The sequence below is a fragment of the Larkinella knui genome, from assembly GCF_003858645.1.
GTDB lineage: Bacteria > Bacteroidota > Bacteroidia > Cytophagales > Spirosomataceae > Larkinella > Larkinella knui.
This window is the reverse complement of record NZ_RQJP01000001.1, coordinates 953,286-970,579: the sequence shown is the minus strand read 5'-3', so window position 1 is coordinate 970,579 and position 17,294 is coordinate 953,286. Positions and strand designations below refer to the sequence as shown.

The 17,294-nt window shown below is 49.2% G+C and carries 14 protein-coding genes; 10 read left to right on the top strand and 4 right to left on the bottom strand.

The annotated features are described in order from the left end of the window. Nucleotides 1-27: 27 nt before the first annotated feature. Complete coding sequence (locus EHT87_RS03920) at nt 28-2,325, bottom strand: GumC family protein (protein WP_124904054.1); 2,298 nt, start codon at nt 2,323-2,325, stop codon at nt 28-30. A gap of 109 nt (nt 2,326-2,434) precedes the next feature. Next, nucleotides 2,435-3,094, bottom strand: coding sequence for a sugar transferase (locus EHT87_RS03915; RefSeq protein ID WP_124904052.1), 660 nt, complete (start codon nt 3,092-3,094; stop codon nt 2,435-2,437). Between the two features lie 849 nt (nt 3,095-3,943). Here EHT87_RS03915 and EHT87_RS03910 point away from each other — a divergent pair. The 3 genes from EHT87_RS03910 (at nt 3,944) to EHT87_RS03900 (ending at nt 8,403) form a co-directional block, all read left to right on the top strand. After that, entirely contained in the window at nt 3,944-4,930 is a 987-nt protein-coding gene (locus EHT87_RS03910; protein ID WP_124904050.1) for a glycosyltransferase family 2 protein, read from the top strand. Between the two features lie 215 nt (nt 4,931-5,145). Continuing rightward, entirely contained in the window at nt 5,146-8,052 is a 2,907-nt protein-coding gene (locus EHT87_RS03905; protein ID WP_124904048.1) for a T9SS type B sorting domain-containing protein, read from the top strand. A 93-nt stretch (nt 8,053-8,145) separates the two neighbouring features. Continuing rightward, the gene (locus tag EHT87_RS03900; protein WP_124904046.1) at nt 8,146-8,403 is read left to right on the top strand and encodes a hypothetical protein; all 258 of its coding nucleotides are present in this window, start codon (nt 8,146-8,148) and stop codon (nt 8,401-8,403) included. 14 nt (nt 8,404-8,417) lie between these two features. Here EHT87_RS03900 and EHT87_RS03895 read toward each other — a convergent pair whose 3' ends face one another. Further along, complete coding sequence (locus tag EHT87_RS03895) at nt 8,418-9,131, bottom strand: YebC/PmpR family DNA-binding transcriptional regulator (RefSeq protein ID WP_124904044.1); 714 nt, start codon at nt 9,129-9,131, stop codon at nt 8,418-8,420. 78 nt (nt 9,132-9,209) lie between these two features. Beyond that, nucleotides 9,210-10,466 (bottom strand): diaminopimelate decarboxylase, encoded by a 1,257-nt coding sequence (gene lysA / locus EHT87_RS03890; protein WP_124904042.1) that lies wholly within the window; start codon nt 10,464-10,466, stop codon nt 9,210-9,212. A gap of 199 nt (nt 10,467-10,665) precedes the next feature. Here lysA and EHT87_RS03885 point away from each other — a divergent pair, with 199 nt between their 5' ends. From EHT87_RS03885 to EHT87_RS03855, 7 genes are all read left to right on the top strand, one after another. Continuing rightward, nucleotides 10,666-10,956 carry a hypothetical protein gene (locus EHT87_RS03885; RefSeq protein ID WP_124904040.1) on the top strand — a complete coding sequence of 97 codons (291 nt, stop codon included), beginning with the start codon at nt 10,666-10,668 and terminating at the stop codon, nt 10,954-10,956. 155 nt (nt 10,957-11,111) lie between these two features. After that, entirely contained in the window at nt 11,112-11,660 is a 549-nt protein-coding gene (locus EHT87_RS03880; RefSeq protein ID WP_124904038.1) for an RNA polymerase sigma factor, read from the top strand. After that, nucleotides 11,657-12,532, top strand: a complete 876-nt coding sequence (locus EHT87_RS03875; protein ID WP_124904036.1) for an anti-sigma factor — start codon at nt 11,657-11,659, stop codon at nt 12,530-12,532. The genes EHT87_RS03880 and EHT87_RS03875 overlap by 4 nt, the downstream gene beginning before the upstream one ends. A gap of 363 nt (nt 12,533-12,895) precedes the next feature. Beyond that, entirely contained in the window at nt 12,896-13,456 is a 561-nt protein-coding gene (locus EHT87_RS03870) for a fasciclin domain-containing protein (RefSeq protein WP_124904034.1), read from the top strand. 99 nt (nt 13,457-13,555) lie between these two features. Then, entirely contained in the window at nt 13,556-14,044 is a 489-nt protein-coding gene (msrB, locus tag EHT87_RS03865) for a peptide-methionine (R)-S-oxide reductase MsrB (RefSeq protein WP_124904032.1), read from the top strand. 232 nt (nt 14,045-14,276) lie between these two features. Beyond that, nucleotides 14,277-16,850 (top strand): penicillin-binding protein 1A, encoded by a 2,574-nt coding sequence (locus tag EHT87_RS03860; RefSeq protein WP_124904030.1) that lies wholly within the window; start codon nt 14,277-14,279, stop codon nt 16,848-16,850. 101 nt (nt 16,851-16,951) lie between these two features. After that, a complete protein-coding gene (locus tag EHT87_RS03855; RefSeq protein WP_124904028.1) occupies nt 16,952-17,221 on the top strand; it encodes a hypothetical protein in 270 nt (89 codons plus the stop codon). Nucleotides 17,222-17,294 lie beyond the last annotated feature (73 nt).

Genomic DNA, 17,294 nt, shown 5'->3' with positions numbered 1-17,294 from the left:
AGGAAAAGGAATTACCGGATCATGGGGCTAGGTTGGCTGGCTCCGCTTCAAACTGGTGGTTGCGTACTGGTGGTAGTACGGCTTTTGCTCATTGACACCATTGAGAACTACATTCAACCGCTGAAACCGTTGTTCCTGATAGAGCGATTCCAGGGTTTTGAGTGATTTTTTGGGCGTTACATCGCAGCGGACAATAAACAGGGTCGCATCGACATGAGCGGCAATCAACTGCGCATCGGTCACCAGACTGACCGGTGACGAGTCGATCAGGACGTACGAAAACCGGGAACGTAATTCGTCGATTAACGCCGGCAGACGCGGACTGCCAAGCAGTTCGGCCGGGTGAGTCGGCAGCTGGCCACTCGTGATGATCCAGTAATTCTTCTGACCCGGGACTTCCCGAAGGATAGAATCCAGCGTAGCCTGCCCTTGCAGGTATTCTGTGATACCGATCGAATTGTCTACCCCCAGAGCCGGATGAATCTGTGGATTGCGTAGATCCATTTCCAGCACCAGGGTGGGGTGATCGGCCATTGCCAGACTGGCTCCCAGATTGGCGGAGACAAAGGATTTGCCTTCGCCACTGACACTGGATGTAATTAAAATAACCGGCGTTTGGGTTTCATTTCTCAGAAACTGAACCCGGGTGCGAAGCATCCGGATTTGCTCATCAATCAACGAGCGGCTTTGGGGAAGCAGGCCAACGGACGGATTACCAGGGTTTTGAACCAGCTCGGCCAGAATAGGAACCTGCGTGGCCTGTTCGACATCCGAGCGACGCAGGATCCGCCCGTTGATCAAATCTCGGGTGAAGATTACGCCAATGGGTAACAAAAAACCGAGTAATACGCCCAGCAAAACCAGGTAGCTTTTGCGGGGTTTTACCGGTATACCGCTATGATAGGGCTTATCGACCACCCGGCTGTCGGAAACCGTAGAAGCATACGATAAAGCCGCTTCTTCGCGCTTCTGAAGCAGATAGGTATACAGATCATTCTTGATTTTTTGCTGACGGGTGATGTTCAGAAGCACACGGTCTTTTTTCGGCACCCGCCGGATCAGCCCTTCGTTGTGTTGACTAACGGCTTGCAATTCGCGCTGGGTGCCGGTGAGCGTCTGCCGCAAGGTTTGAATATTCTCCCGAATATTGCTTTTGACCGAACGAATCTGATCGTCAAGCGACTGCACCAGCGGATTCAATTCGTTCATGGTCGATGCCAGATTTCGGCGTTGCAATTCCAGGTCGCTGAGCTTGGTAACCATCTGAAGCAATACCGGATCATTGAGGCCCAGCGTGTTGGGGGCTGTTCCCAAATCACCGGCTTTGTTCTCAATGTAATCCTCCATATTTTCCAGCGCCCGCAACTGAATCATGACCTGATTCAACTGCGCATCGTTCTCTTTGACGGTTTGCAGCAGGGTGCCCGCCTGTGAACTCAAATCGGTAATTCCTTCCGCTGATTTATACGATTCTACCTCTTTTTCAATCGCAGCCAGATCATTTCCAATCAATGAAAGCCGCGATTCGATGAATTTAAGCGTGTTGATCGCCATGCGGTTTTTTTCTTCAATAGCCGCCCGGTTGTATTCTTCAATCAACTGGGTCAGCAGCGCCATCCCTTTTTGGGGAATAGTTTCTTCGATTGATAACAACAGAACGGTTGAGGTCTTACTGGTCGGCTCCACTTTCAGACTTTTCAGGTAGGAACTAACGACCTTTGAAACGGGCATCACCTGCACTTCCACTGGGTCAACTTTCGGGCTAATGGGCTGTCGGGTGGCCAGCCGCAACTGACCAAAGGGCGTCGTGATGACCTGATTGACCGGATACGGTTTTTGGTTGATGAGAACGGTTTGGGAATCGACAAACTGGATGGAAAGGGCGGTCGTGTAAAGGGATTCGTTCGGTTTCAGCACCTGAAGAATAATGGGCGAGTCTTCGTAAAGTTGCTGGTTTCGGAAAGTCCCCGGGCGTGAGTAAAAGACATTCAGATTCAGCCGTTCCACCACTTTAGTCATCAGCATGGTGGATTTCAGCACCTCGGTTTCGTTTTCAACAACTTTTTTCGGGATGAAAATCTGCTGTTCTTTCAGCACTTTCTCTTCAAAGCTCCCCTTCTTTTCATCATTAATCATCAAGCTGGCCTGGATGCTGTATACCGGCGACAATTTTAGAGCATAAGCAACGGAGAGAGCACCCATTAGGGTAACCGATCCGATAAACCACTTCCAATAGTGCTTGTATCGAAGAAAAATAGAGCTCAAATTAGGGCTCTCAAGTTTCCTCGATGGTGACGGTTCATAATAGAATTGATTCGATACCATGCTATTATACAATTTGACGACACTGTCTCTTTCGCTACTTGCTTTGCTAAACCTGATCTATCTCAAAATAACCGACTATTCGAGCGACAACGGTGCCTTCTCTGCGGCATCACCAGGCATTTTCATCGCCCTGAAACATCGTTTTAATAGTCCACCAGCAGATGAGCATATCAAAAAAAAAGGAACATTTTTTAATATAATGCAGGTCATAACGTAACCTGCGCTCCATTTTTTTGGGCGTCTCGGTTAGTCCTCTGGCTCCGCGAACCTGGGCCAGCCCCGTGATTCCCGGCCGGACCGCATAGCGACTCGGATACCGTGGAATAGCCGTCCAATAGGTCTTGTCGTGATCAACAGCATGGGGTCGGGGACCAACCAGACTCATATCGCCCAGTAAAACATTCAAAAATTGCGGCATCTCATCCAAATTGTTCTTACGGAGAAATCGGCCGACGGACGTAATGCCAGGATCATTTCGGGTGACCTGTTTGAATGGCACCGTACGGCTATGCACCATTGTCCTGAATTTGAAACACCGAAAGGTTCTTCCATGCCGTCCCGTACGCATTTGCACAAAAAAAACCGGGCCGGGTGACGTTAATTTAATAGCAGCGCCAATCAGCGGAACCATCCAAAACAAGACGAGTAATGTGATAAGAAATGCAAAAACCAGATCGAATATCCGCTTTGAAGCACTCACAAAAACACCGCCGGAAGGAGAGATTATACGATCATTTTCAATGATTTCAAGATCAGTATAAGTTACCATAATAACCTATTATTAAAGAGGAAGGCAGAGAATGTATATAAATAAACTAGTAAAAATAAATCCAATCCGATGCTAGAAAAGCGCAAAGCCTGCCTAGTTCGAAATGACAAATAATTTCCTGATCAATAGAGATTTAGTACTATATGGGAATCTTAAAAACTGATTACACGTAACAATAAAGCTGCAGAAAAAATAAGTAATACTACTCAATTTTAATATTTACTGGGTAGTAAGTACTAGTTGTATCGAATTTAGTAGTGAAAAAATAGTAAAAATTAACTATTGGCACCCTATCTCAATCAGGGCAACAATCCAAAGTTAATACATGAATTTTAAAATAAAATAGAATTTTATTCGGCAATAAGCCATCTGAGCGGACCCTATCGCTTTATCAGACAGAGTACAAAAAAAATCATATGATTTTGTTTACTATAAAACATACTCATTGGGCAGATTAAAATTTTACAGATAATACTCAGATATCAATTAACACAAAACAATCTATGAATTGTACTAAACGTATATGTATCCAATATATGTTTAACGGTTACATTTTTTTGTACATAACGAAATGCTTTTCACAATCGCGTCTGATAACCCTTTCATTTAACAGACAAAAAATAATTTATATTTTTTTTATACTTTCAATTAAATACTACTGCTAAAAACTACGATTCGGATTTCATTATGAGTTGCTATTGTTAAAATTAAAAACCGACTTCAGATGCGTATAACTATTTCACCTAGTTCTCTTTAAAAAGGGAACGTTCCCAATCTGCAAAAACAATTGGAGGCATCCGGGATGGAGCTGTGTTATGACTCGATTTAATACGTAACTTTGCATCCAGTATGCAAGCGCCCGATCTCTCCATCATTCTCGTTAATTACAAAACTCCGCACCTCATTGTCGATTGCCTTCGTTCGGTCGAAGAACACACGTCCGGTTTGACGTATGAGGTTTTGGTGGTCAACAACGATCCTGATCCAACGGGTCAGGCGGTGGTTTTAACCGCTTTTCCAAGCACACGGTGGATTGAAATGGGCTACAATTCCGGTTTTGCACGCGCCAACAACCGCGGCATTGCCGAAGCCAAAGGCCGCCTGATCCTGCTGCTGAATTCGGATACGCTGCTCATCGACAATGTATTTAAACGATGCGCCAGCGTGCTGGACAGCCGCCCCGAAGTGGCCGCCGTTGGGCCGATGCAGATAACGCGCGAAGGCAAAGTGCACACTGAAGCCTACGACGGTTTTTCTCAACTGCGCCGGTATTTTTACATCGTGCCCACGTCCGGTTTTTTCAAACACCTGCTTCACCGCCTGCTGCCCGACAACCACTATTCCGACCCGAACGAAGTAGACTGGCTCATTGGCTCCTTCATTATGACCCGCCGGGAAACGGTTCGGAAAGCCGGTGGGCTGGACGAAAATTTCTTTATGTATGCCGAAGATGTGGAATGGTGCTGGCGGCTGGGCAAACAGGGTAAAATGCTGCTCTTGCGCGATGCTTTTTACATTCATTTGGAATACGGCAGCAGCACCGACTACCAGGAACGGAAAGTCACGCATATCAACCGGTTTAAACCGCAAATGCACGTTTCCAATTTGTTGTGGGTTCGGAAACAATACGGCGTGGGAGCTTATTTAATCCTGATCCTGCACTACTTGACGTTGTTACCCGTGATCTTCGGCTGGAAAATCGGCGTCAATCTGCTCAACTTTCGGAACCCTTTTTCGGGCTTGGAAAACCAGCGGGAATTTGCCCGTCAGGTTGGCATTTTCCTGCGTTTCTTCTGGAAAACCCTCTTCAATCAAAAGGGATTTTATAAAATTTAGGCCGGGCAGAATTCGCCCTTAAATTCTCTGAATGGAGCTTTCGGTAGGTGACGCATTCATAATTAGGTTTCCTGGCAGCATAAAAACTGGGTAAAGAGGGGCATTTAAACCCTTCAACTCCCAAACTTTATTGTTATAATTGTCCCCAATGGCTCCAAACCGTATACACAACCCAGGCAATTGTACGTTCTTGTAGGTATAGAAATTTATTGGTTATGAAAACATATTTCCTCACGTTATGGTGGGCTTTGTTTCTTGGATTGCTTGCAATTACAGAAACGCAGGCAACTCACTTGCGGGCCGGCGAAATTACCACCCGTCGTATTTCCAGTACATCCCTGACTTATGAGGTCACCATGACCACCTACCACGATGAAATCGGGGGGCGAACGGCTAGTGACCAGCAGGATCCATCTTATTTTTGCTTCGGTATTGGGCCAGCCGTAGCCGTGAAACGAGCCAGTCGCATTGTAATCAATCGGGCCACAACGGCCAATACATACGTCGCTACGTTTACCTATCCGGGGCCTGGTACCTACCGCATTACCTGTACGATTACCAACCGGAACGAAAACGTCCGCAATATTCCGACTTCCATTCAAACCAGTTTTCAGCTCCAGACCACCATTGTTGTCAATGCCGCCCTTGGGCTGAACAGTACCCCGGTCTTGTTGAATCCTCCTCTGGATTCCGCGCGGGTTGGTCAGAAATGGTGTCACAATCCGGCGGCTTATGATGCCGACGGCGACAGTCTGGCCTACCGGCTATATGTCCCTTCCGGAAAACTGAACGACGAACAGGGCAACTGTACCTTAAAGTCGGTATCGGGCTACTCCGATCCCACGCTCATTGGTGTCAATCGAATAAACGAAGCCGGAACCGGTCCGGCTACCCTGACCGTCAATGCTATAACCGGTGACGTTTGCTGGGATGCGCCTGCTGAACAGGGCCAGTACAACATTGCTTTTATTGTGGAAGAGTGGCGCGACGGGGTCAAAATCGGGGAGATCATCCGCGATATGCAGATCATCGTTACGGCGTCGCCTAATAAACGTCCCGCTATTCAGGTTCCCGACGATATTTGTGTCGAAGCGGGTACGCTCATTCAACGGAATATTACCGCTACCGATCCCGATGGAAACCGGGTCGAATTATCGGCTTATGGCGGCCCCTTCAACGTTGGGCCCGACGGCCGGCCGTACCTGGCTGCGGATGGGAAGACCCGGCTCAACATTATTTCGCCCGAATTTGCTACGTTTTCACCCACTACGGCGCAAAATACGCCCGCTACGGGGACCTTCCGCTGGCAGACGAATTGTGCTCACGTCCGCGCCGAACCCTACGATGTCATCTTCCGGGTGGTCGATTTGCCCAGAGGAAGCGGCCAAACCCAGTTGGCCACGCTCGAATCCTTCCGCATCAAGATTTACGCGCCCAAACCCCAGGGACTGACCGCCCGCCCGGCCGCCGATGCCGCCGGACGCGCCATCATCCTCAACTGGACTGCTTATGCCTGCGGGGTGTCGTCGTTGCCGGAAGGCTCTCAAATGGTGATTTATCGCAAAGAAGGCTGTTCGAATGTCGCTCTGGACCCTTGCACCAATCCCGGACTGGCTCCTTCAACCGGTTATGTGGAAGTAGGCCGGGTCGGTATTGGCCAGACTACGTTTACCGACAACAACAACAACCAGGGACTCAAACGGGGGGTGCAATACAGCTACCGGATTGTGGTCATGCTGCCCCGTCCCAACAACGGCCAGAGTGTGGTTTCCGAGCAGGTCTGCGTGAACTTACCCCAGCAGGTGCCCCTCATTACCCACGTCACCGTCGACAGCACCTTCGAGACCCGGGGCGTCATTACCGTCCGCTGGACCCGCCCGCCCGGCATCAACCCCAACGATGGCACCGGACCGTTCCAGTACCGCCTGTTCCGGGCTACGGGGTTGACCGGCACCAACTTTACCCAGATTGCCGCCATCACGACCACCCTCCAACCCACGGTGGCCGATACGGTTTACACCGATCGCGGTCTCAATACCGTAGCCAATGCTTACCGCTACCGCATCGAGTTCTATTTCACCGAACCGGGGACGGGACAGCTCCAGCGACTGGATGTGACCGACAACGCCAGCTCGGTCCGGCTGACGGCCACCGGTGGCGTCAAGCGGGTTCAACTCAAATGGGAAGCCAATGTGCCCTGGAGCAATGACAACCAGCAACACCGCGTTTATCGCAGTAAAACCGGTCCCAATGGCCCCTTCAACCTGGTGGCGGTGGTTCCGGTGACCACCGCGGCCAGCTACGTCTACACCGATCAGGGGGCCGATACGTATGCCGCCGATGGGGTGCAGCCGGTGAGCATGTCGGTGGATAGCAATTACTGTTACCGGGTCGAAACGGTGGGGCGGTATTCGGCTCCGCTGACGACGATACTGCTCAACAACTTCTCGCAGGGGGTCTGTGCCATGCCCATCGATACGGTCAAACCGTGTCCGCCCCAACTGGCCGTCGACACGCTCAATTGTGCGGCTTTGACGCCGGAGGCCTTCTGCAACCAGACCACGTTTGCCAACAATCTGACGTGGCAAAACCCGGCAACGGGAAATTGTGATCGCAACATTGTCAAGTACAACATTTATTACACGCCCTGCGAAGGGCAGGACCCCGTGTTGCTGACGTCGGTGAATGCCCCCACCCTGACGTTCCGGCACGAGAATCTGAGCTCGTTTGCGGGCTGTTATCAGGTGACGGCGGTGAGCCGCAGCGGAGTGGAGAGTGCCCCCTCGAACCGGGTATGCAAAGACAATTGCCCGTATTTGATGCTGCCGAACGTGTTTACGCCCAACGGCGATGGTAAGAATGATGTGTTTCAGCCCATGCAGTGCCCCCGCTTTGTGGAGTCGGCCGAGTTGACGGTGGTGAATCGCTGGGGCGCGAAAGTCTACCAGAGCAGCGACCTTTCATTGAAGTGGAATGGCAAAAACAGCCAGGGAAAAGACGTTCCGGGGGGCGTTTATCTGTATCAGGTAACCGTCAAATTCAAACGGGTGAACTGTTCAGCACCCGCCGAAATCATTAAAGGCTGGGTCGAACTGCTGCGCGAAGCAGGCAACGCAAATTAATACGTTAGACCAACGAGTGTTGAGAAGAGACGAAAGACTTGATGAGCAGCTACCGGCGCTTCGTCTTTTGTCTCTTCGCTTTACGTCAGAACCATGTGGTACTTCACCATCCGCCAGAACGATTTATCCAACGATCAGTATCAGCTACTGCAAAAGAAAGCCAGTTTAACGGAAGTGGAAATCTTCAATGAACCCTACGAAAACCTGTGCCTTTTCGAAGTCGAAGGGAGTCATTACCCGCAGTTTGTCGATGCACTGGATCTGGAGGGACTGGCCTACGAAGTGGTCAGTGAGCGCCCCTCCCGGAAGCAATTGATGGATTCGATGCGCTCAGGAGGAAATAGGCGGTAATCGGATTTTCCCGATTACCGCATGTTATGAAAGACGTTCAGGACATCTTCATCTTCTTCGATTCGTTCCAGAAGTTTTTCCACATCCGCGGCTTCTTCTTCAGTCAATTCCTTGGTATCATTTGGAATACGCTCAAATTCAGCCTGTTTGAGCTCATAGCCTTTTTCTTCCAGGTGTTTCTGAATGGCACCGAAAGCCGTAAACTCACCATAAATCACAATCTGCTCGGCTTCTTCGTCCAGTGAGATTTCATCAGCCCCAAAGTCGATCATTTCCAGTTCCAGATCATCCAGATCGATGTTCCCGGCCGGAATGCGAAATACGGATTTGCGGTCGAACATGAAGTCGAGCATACCCGAAGTCCCGAGGGCACCTCCGCACTTGCTAAAATAACTCCGCAGGTTGGCCACCGTCCGGTTGATGTTGTCCGTGGCGGTTTCTACTACAATCCCAATGCCATGCGGGCCGTAGCCTTCGTAGGTTATTTCCTTAAAGTCTTCCTGTTCTTTCGAAATAGCCCTTTTGATGGCCCGATCCACATTTTCTTTCGGCATATTGGCCGCCCGGGCATTCTGGATAACGGCCCGCAATCGTCCGTTAGTGCTCGGATCAGGCCCTCCGCTTTTTACGGCAAGAGCAATATCTTTTCCAATTTTGGTGAAGGTTTTAGCCATCATCCCCCACCGCTTGAATTTTCTGGCTTTCCGGTATTCGTATGCGCGTCCCATGATTGAATTATGGATGATGAATGATGAACGATGAATTGATGCGTTAGCCCTTTATCGTTCATCATTCATAACTCATCATTATTTTTTAATACTTATTTCTTCTTCAAAATCTACTTCAATCTGATTCCGAACCAGGTCTTCGAAGGTTTCGCGCCGACGGATCAGGTACGGTTTGCCTTCATAAACCAGCACTTCGGCGGGTCGAACCCGCGAGTTGTAGTTGGAACTCATGCTGAAACCGTAGGCTCCGGCATTTTTAAGCGCCAAGACGTCGCCCGGACGAACTTCATTCAGCGACCGATCCCACCCCAACGTATCGGTTTCGCAAATATACCCGACCACACTGTAGGTCTGTTTTTCGCCCGCCGGATTCGAAACGTTCACAATTTCGTGGTAAGCATCGTACATCATCGGTCGGATCAGGTGATTCAAACCCGAATCAACACCCACAAAAGTACGGTTCGGGTTCTGCTTCACCACATTGACGTTGACCAGCAGAACGCCACTTTCGCTCACGAGAAACTTGCCGGGTTCAAAACACAATTCGATTTCCCGACCATAGTTCCGGCAAAAATTCCGGAATGCCGTCGTCACTTTTCGCCCCAGTTCCACAACATCCGTACTGTGATCGCCTTCGCGGTAGGCCACTTTAAAACCGCTGCCGAAGTCGAGAAATTCCAGATCCGGGTAATCGCTGGCGAGTTCAAACAACACGTCGGCTCCTTTCAAAAACGCATCGGCATTCTTGAAATCCGAACCGGTATGAATGTGCAGCCCAACGACCGGAATCGAATACCGTTCCACGATGGCGCGAATTTCGCTTCGCTGCTCCATCGAAATACCAAATTTGGAATCGGCGTGTCCCGTCTGAATTTTTATATTTCCGCCTTCGGCAATGTGCGGGTTGATTCGGATTCCGACCGGTTTACGACTACCGTAGGTCTGGCCCATGAATTCCAGCAAGGGTAAACTGTCGACGTTCAGGCGAACGCCCAAAGCCAGAGCTTCCTGAATTTCGGCAAACGACACCCCACTCGGCGTATACATAATCTGCCCGGAATCAAATCCGGCCAGCAAAGCCATCCGGATTTCGTTAACCGAAACCACTTCGATATCAATGCCCCGGCTGCGCATCAACTTCAGAATCGACACATTTGTCAGGGCTTTGGCTGCGTATTTTATCTTTAGCGTGACGCCCTGAAAAGCCGCCTGAAGCGTCCCGATTTTCTCAATAATTTTGTCGGCATCATATACGTACAAAGGAAGGCCGAACTCTTCGGCCATGGCCAGAACGTCGACGCCCTGAATCTGATAACGGTTTTGATTGATCTGCATAAGCCGTGTTGACAGCCAATTTTGAGGTGCAAATATAAGCGATTTTATGCCATTTTTGGCAACTCCACTGCGATGCAAACGCATCCTGAAACCGCTTTTTACAAAAAATCCCGGCGGCAATAAAAACCGCCGGAGCACTTCGGATGAACAATTCGCGCTTTTCTGGGTTAATTTTCTACTTAACGTAGATACCAGAATCATGAAAAAAATAGCCTTTTTAGCTGGAATCCTGTTCTGGATCACCAGCCAGGGACAAGCCCAGACTCCTTCACCCAATGCCCACGCGCCCGAGCAGGCGTCGGAAACCTTCCCCCAGGGGGATCCTACGGCCAAAATGGACTCGTTGAAAAGCAAGCTGGTCAAGGGCACACAATCGAGCCGGAACGCCCGGCGTTCGAGCGATGCAGCCGTCAACCGGAACACGACTATAAAGAAAAAAACGACTAAGACGGTCAAAACGAAAAAGACCGGTGATCCGTCGGAACGGTAATTTTTTCAGTGGATACGCCAAAAAAAGCTATTTCCAACCCTGGAAATGGCTTTTTTTTTATTTTACGTGCTAAATCATCCCCTGGATGTTTGCCCGCATCATTTTATTCGTATTTTTGACTTCGACCCTTTTGGTTACTGAATTACTCCATTACCTTGAAGCGTTCAAACCTCCCATTTTCGGAAGACGTACTGGTCAAAAAGCTCCAACTGCGAGAGGAACAGGCTTTTCATTTGCTGTATGACCAGTATTCGCCTGCTTTATATGGCGTAATTTTGAAAGTTGTACGTGATGAGGAAGCCGCCCGTGACGTTTTACAGGACTCGTTTGTCAAAATCTGGCGCAATATTCCTTCTTACGACGCCCAGAAAGGCCGACTCTTTACCTGGTTGCTCAATATTGCCCGAAATACGGCAATCGATGCCATCCGTACCCGTCATTCAGGTCAATCAATCCAAACCAGCACCGATATCGTAGATATTATTGATCAAAATCAGCAAACCTATCAGCCCGCTGTAGAAACGCTTGATTTGCCCGATAAGGTGAATCAATTAAACCCTGATCGTCGAACGGTAATTGACCTTGTCTACTTCTATGGATACACCCATGAAGAGGTAGCACAGAAACTCAATTTGCCTCTCGGAACGGTCAAAACTCGAGTTCGGTCTGCTTTACAGGAATTGAAGAAGTTATTCGGCACATGAACACGAAAGAATACATTGAGTCTGGAATACTGGAAGAGTACGTGCTTGGCACCGTCAGCCCGCAGGAAAAGCGGGAGGTCGAGTGTATGTCGAGCATTTACCCTGAAATCCGACAGGAGTTAGACCAGTTGTCTGCCGCCCTGGAAGAGTATGCCCAGACGTTGCGCCGTGAACCACCCGCTGATATTAAAACCTGGCTATTGAATGAATTAGAATTTGGTACTTCCCTAAACACAGACGTTAACGAATCAGCCCAATCAACCGATACAGAATCAGCAGAAATAACGGAAACACCCATTCGGCCGCTCTATTCAAAAGAGGAATATCCCAATTCAAGACCAACGTTTCGGGTGACCTGGCTGGTAGCCGCTTCACTAGGGTTGATCGTGTTGGTATTTGCTTACTTTCTGTATTCCCAATTACAGGGTAGTCAGCAAACGCTCAGTTCCCTGCGCAGTGCAAACCAGGAGTTAACGGAAGAAGTCCGGCTTTTGCGGGCTCATCAGGCGGAATCGGATCAAACCCTGGCCATTTTGAAAGAACCCGGTACGCGGGTCATCCGGCTGAACCCAACCGATAGCACGACTTCTAATCTGGCCACTATTTACTGGAATGCGAGCACGGGCCAGGTTAATCTTGAAATTGATTCGCTGGTCCGGCCACCGGAAACGCAACAGTACCAGCTTTGGGCCATCGTTGATGGAAAACCGGTCGATGCCGGCGTGTTTGATGTGGGCGAAACGACCCGCGTGGTGCAGCAGACTAAAAAGTTTCTAAAAGCGGATGCCTTCGCCATTACGCTCGAACGGCGTGGAGGGAGCCCCACTCCTACTCTTTCCACCATGGTTGTCCTCGGAAATGTGAATTCCTGATGGACGTATAGTCCGTATTTAATTTTTGCAAGTAATCCCCATCTATACGTCGATCAATTCTACCTAGAAACGTATAACCCCTAAACTTACTTTTTCATTTAATAGTGATCATTTTATAATTTACACCCTTCTTTAAAATCCGGATTTTCTTTTAGCAAGGCGGTATTAAATTATAAAATAACTCAATAGCCAATCGATTAAGAAAACGGCCTTGACAGTGCGTCAAGGCCGTTTTCTTTGAAGTTAGTTTCTTTTTTCAAGCAAATCAAATCCAAATGGAATATAATGACGTAGGTATTGTTGTGAGTCGGTTGCAACCAGATTCTTTCGTTTATTTCCACCTAATTAAAATCAACATTCATCATGAAAGCCACAATTAAAACTGGATTTATTATAGCCATCCTTTGCGCATTTGTTTCCGTTTCTTACGCTCAAAAGCCAAAAGAAGTTGGCGGTGCAATGATGTATCCGACCAAAAATATCATTGAAAATGCCGTTAATTCAAAAGATCACACCACCCTGGTTGCTGCGGTAAAAGCGGCTGGTTTAGTTGAAACGTTACAGGGACCGGGCCCCTTTACGGTTTTTGCCCCGTCCAATGACGCTTTTGCAAAATTGCCCGCCGGAACGGTTGAATCGCTGGTGAAGCCCGAGAACAAAGCTACGCTGACAGGGATTTTAACCTACCACGTCGTAGCGGGTCGTCTGGACGCCAAAGAACTGGCCAAACTGATCAAAGCCGGTAATGGATCTGCCACCCTGAAAACTGTAGCCGGTGGTGATCTGACCGCTAAAATGAGCGGAAAAAACCTGGTGCTGACCGATGCGAAAGGCGGAACTTCAACGGTCACCGTCTCCGACGTGTACCAATCGAATGGGGTTATCCACTCCATCGACACGGTTTTGATGCCCATGACGATGTAATTCAGCCTGATTATGTTGGTACCGAAAAGCCACATGCACAACTGTACTGTGGCTTTTTCGATTACCAAACTATCCTTAAAAATAAAGTGTTAACTGATTATGAACCGCAATCTTTTTCTTGGAGTTTTGTGTGGGCTGGTGCTCACCGGCTCGATCGCTTCAATCTCGTTGACGCCTGCCCATGACGATGCCAAACCCCGCAAGGTGGTTAAAACCAATGCGGAATGGAAGAAAATCTTAACGCCCCAGCAATATAACGTGTTGCGCGAACAGGGCACCGAACGGCCTTTCACCAGCCCGCTGGTGGATAATCACGAAAAAGGAATTTTTAAGTGTGCCGCCTGTAAAACGCCCTTGTTTAGTTCAGACACCAAGTTTGAGTCAGGCACAGGCTGGCCGAGTTTTTACAAATCCCTGTCGAAAGAAAATGTGGTTGAGAAAGTAGACCGCAGCTACGGAATGGTACGGACCGAAGTCGAATGCGGGGTTTGCGGAGGGCACCTGGGACACGTTTTTGAAGACGGCCCCAAGCCGACCGGCCTGCGCTATTGCATGAACGGCGTAGCCCTGGAATTTGAAAAGAAATAAGCGGGTAGTAACTCGCTGGTTTTGAGCCAACCCGGTGAGCGGGTTGGCTTTTTTCATATTATATCGTCTAAATTTCCGTTATATTTGCTTTGAAGGGCGGATTTTCGAATCCGTCTTTTTTGCATACACGATTATATTTGCTTTTTAAATCCAGACGGACAGAACGTGCATCCTTCTCAAGATGCAACGGCCCGGGTTCCGTTCTTCAATTTTAACCGTCAAAATACCAGGCATGAGTAAATTCTGGGGGCAGCTTCGTACCCTTTGGCAAGGCATCACCGGCTTTTTCGGTCAACTAAGCAGCGGCTTTAAGCGACTGATTTACCGTTTGATGTCGGGTCTTTTTGGAAAAGAGCGTGTCGATTCAGCAACCGAAAAATACCGGGGTGTTCGGCAAAGCTACCGAAACTGGCTTAACGCCCGCTTTGATACCCGATCACTTGGTTTCCGGATCTTTTATACGACCACGAAAAGTCTTATCCTTGGCTTTGTGCTGGTGCTGCTATACGTTCTTTCCATCGAAACCAATTTCCTGTACCTCAGCGGAGAAATGCCGAGCGTCGAGGACCTCAAGAACCCGAAAGTTGCCCAGTCTTCCGAAATTTATTCCTACGATAAAGTCATGATTGGTCGGTTTTTTACCGAAAACCGTACGCCAATTAAATTCACCGATTTACCGCCTTCGCTCATCCAGGCGTTGATTGCAACGGAAGACATCCGGTTTTACGAACATTCGGGCATCGATACCCGCAGCTTGGGACGCGTGGCCTACGGTGTTTTGACCGGAAACAGTTCCGGTGGGGGCAGTACGATCACGCAACAGCTGGCCAAAAACCTTTTTAAAACCCGCCGGCGGCAATCACGAGGTTTGCTGTATAATGTTCCGGTGGTCAAAACGGTTATTTTGAAAACCAAAGAGTGGTTGATGGCCATTAAACTGGAGCGGAACTTTTCGAAAGAACAGATTCTGACCATGTATTTCAATACCGTCGATTTTGGTAGTAATGCCTACGGCATCAAAACAGCGGCCCGGACGTATTTCAGCAAATCGCCGGAAAACCTGAGTGTGCAGGAGTCCGCCGTCTTGGTTGGCCTGCAAAAAGCCACGACGACGTATAATCCCCTGATCAAACGAAATTTCGAAAAATCGCGAAACCGCCGGAATGTGGTCTTGAAACAAATGGAGAAATACGGTTTTCTGACCAAATCACAAGCCGATTCCCTTTGCGACTTACCGCTGAAAACCCGGTTTACGCCCGATAACCCGTATTCCGGCCCAGCCAATTATTTTAAAAATGCGGTGGTCGATGTTGTCAAAAAATGGGGCGAAGAAAACGGGTATGATCTCTATACCGACGGTCTTCGAATTTATACCACCGTCGATTCCCGCATGCAGGCGCTAGCCGAAGAGGCCGTCAAGGAGAAAATGAAGCAACTGCAACGGATTTTCGACAACCACTGGTCGGGCCGAAATCCCTGGACGGATGAAGATGGCAAAGAAATTCCGGATTTTTTGGATAAAGTAGCCCAGCGAACGGAACGCTATAAGGCGTTGCAATTGAAATATCCCAACCAGCCCGATTCCATCAGCTACTACATGAAGGAGAAAAAAGACAGCATGACTGTTTTCTCCTGGAACGGCCCGCTCAAGAAATACATGACGCCCATGGACTCCATTGCCTATTACAAACGCTTTTTACAGGCGGGTTTGGTAGCGATGGACCCGCACACCGGTTTTATCCGCACCTGGGTGGGCGGGCTTGATTACGAGTTTTTTCAGTTTGACCACGTCAAACAGGGAAAACGGCAACCGGGGTCGACGTTCAAGCCGTTCGTGTATGCCACCGTTATCGATGATTCGACCATCAACCTAGGGCCCTGCGACCGCCGGCGCGACGAACCCTTCCGCAAAGAGTATATCAACGAAAAGGGAGAAGAAGATTTCTGGGCACCAAAAAATTCGGCCGGATCGTTCTCGTATTCCAATATGACCTTACGCCGGGCCATGGCGCGATCCATCAATTCCGTTACGGCTCAGTTGACCAACGACGTTGCGACCCCGCAACGGGTGGTGGAATATGCCCACCGGATCGGCATCAAGAGTCCGTTGGCGGCTGTGCCATCGGTTGGTCTGGGTTCTTCTGATGTATCCTTGTATGAAATGGTGGCCGCCTATTGCACCTTCGCCAATAACGGCGTTCATACCGAACCTTTGCTGGTTACGCGTATTGAAGATCGCAATGGCAAGGTGATTGAAGAGTTTGTGCCGGAACGCAAGCAGGCCATTCGGGAAGAATCGGCGTTTTTAATGCTCCACATGTTGCGGGGCGGTCTGGAAGAGTCGGGCGGGACGTCCCAAAATTTATGGTCGTATGATCTGTTCAAAAACCACAACCAGGTTGGTGGCAAAACCGGGACGACCTCCAACAATTCCGACGGCTGGTTTATGGGCGTCACCCGCGATCTGGTGGTGGGCGCCTGGGTGGGTGGCGACGATCGCAGCATCCATTTTCGCTCTACGGATATGGGCGAAGGGGCTAAAACGGCCTTGCCCCTGGTGGGCCGGTTTTTGGAAAAAGTGTACCGGGACAAAGCACTGAAGCTTTACCAAGGTCCGTTTGACAAGCCGACGGTTAAAATAACGAAAGATTATCTGAACTGCCCCGGCGGCTATGATGAAGAAGATATGGAAGAATCCGATTCGACCAATACGGATATTCCGGAAGATTCCCTTTTTATTCAACCAGCTGCTCCTCAACAGGTTGACCCGCCCGACACGACACAACGGGCGCAACCCTTCCGATAACTAGTCAGGCCAACCCACTCCGGTTGGCCTTTTTCGTGACCGGTTTTCGAAAACAACACCGGCGGGGAATGGTTATAGCAGGATACCATCAACGCAAGCTTATGACACCATCACAAAATCCGAACCTGCATCCCGTGAAGGACACCGCTCCTTTGAAGGATATTCCTTCGGGGATGGACGACGACCCGAATGCGGATGAGGAAATAATCGATCAAACCGGGCCAACGCCCAGTGAAGAGGAAACCGATCTGGAACCGAATGCGAATGGCGTGGGACGTATTCCCTCAGAAATGGACAACGATCCGGCCAACGACGATAACTTAAATCAAAAAATTGCCTACGCCCTGGCCGGGGCGGAACCGAAAAAATAGGTAAGAGTTAAAAAGTAAGCGTTAAGAGTAAAACCGGTAGCGTTAGCCTACTTTTTGCTCTTAACGCTTACTT

Bases quoted from the DNA above. Each gene is read 5' to 3' on its own strand.
- EHT87_RS03920 (WP_124904054.1), bottom strand. From the start codon at position 2,325: ATGGTATCGAATCAATTCTATTATGAACCGTCACCATCGAGGAAACTT.
- EHT87_RS03915 (WP_124904052.1), bottom strand. From the start codon at position 3,094: ATGGTAACTTATACTGATCTTGAAATCATTGAAAATGATCGTATAATC.
- EHT87_RS03910 (WP_124904050.1), top strand. From the start codon at position 3,944: ATGCAAGCGCCCGATCTCTCCATCATTCTCGTTAATTACAAAACTCCG.
- EHT87_RS03905 (WP_124904048.1), top strand. From the start codon at position 5,146: ATGAAAACATATTTCCTCACGTTATGGTGGGCTTTGTTTCTTGGATTG.
- EHT87_RS03900 (WP_124904046.1), top strand. From the start codon at position 8,146: ATGTGGTACTTCACCATCCGCCAGAACGATTTATCCAACGATCAGTAT.
- EHT87_RS03895 (WP_124904044.1), bottom strand. From the start codon at position 9,131: ATGGGACGCGCATACGAATACCGGAAAGCCAGAAAATTCAAGCGGTGG.
- lysA (WP_124904042.1), bottom strand. From the start codon at position 10,466: ATGCAGATCAATCAAAACCGTTATCAGATTCAGGGCGTCGACGTTCTG.
- EHT87_RS03885 (WP_124904040.1), top strand. From the start codon at position 10,666: ATGAAAAAAATAGCCTTTTTAGCTGGAATCCTGTTCTGGATCACCAGC.
- EHT87_RS03875 (WP_124904036.1), top strand. From the start codon at position 11,657: ATGAACACGAAAGAATACATTGAGTCTGGAATACTGGAAGAGTACGTG.
- EHT87_RS03870 (WP_124904034.1), top strand. From the start codon at position 12,896: ATGAAAGCCACAATTAAAACTGGATTTATTATAGCCATCCTTTGCGCA.
- msrB (WP_124904032.1), top strand. From the start codon at position 13,556: ATGAACCGCAATCTTTTTCTTGGAGTTTTGTGTGGGCTGGTGCTCACC.
- EHT87_RS03860 (WP_124904030.1), top strand. From the start codon at position 14,277: ATGAGTAAATTCTGGGGGCAGCTTCGTACCCTTTGGCAAGGCATCACC.
- EHT87_RS03855 (WP_124904028.1), top strand. From the start codon at position 16,952: ATGACACCATCACAAAATCCGAACCTGCATCCCGTGAAGGACACCGCT.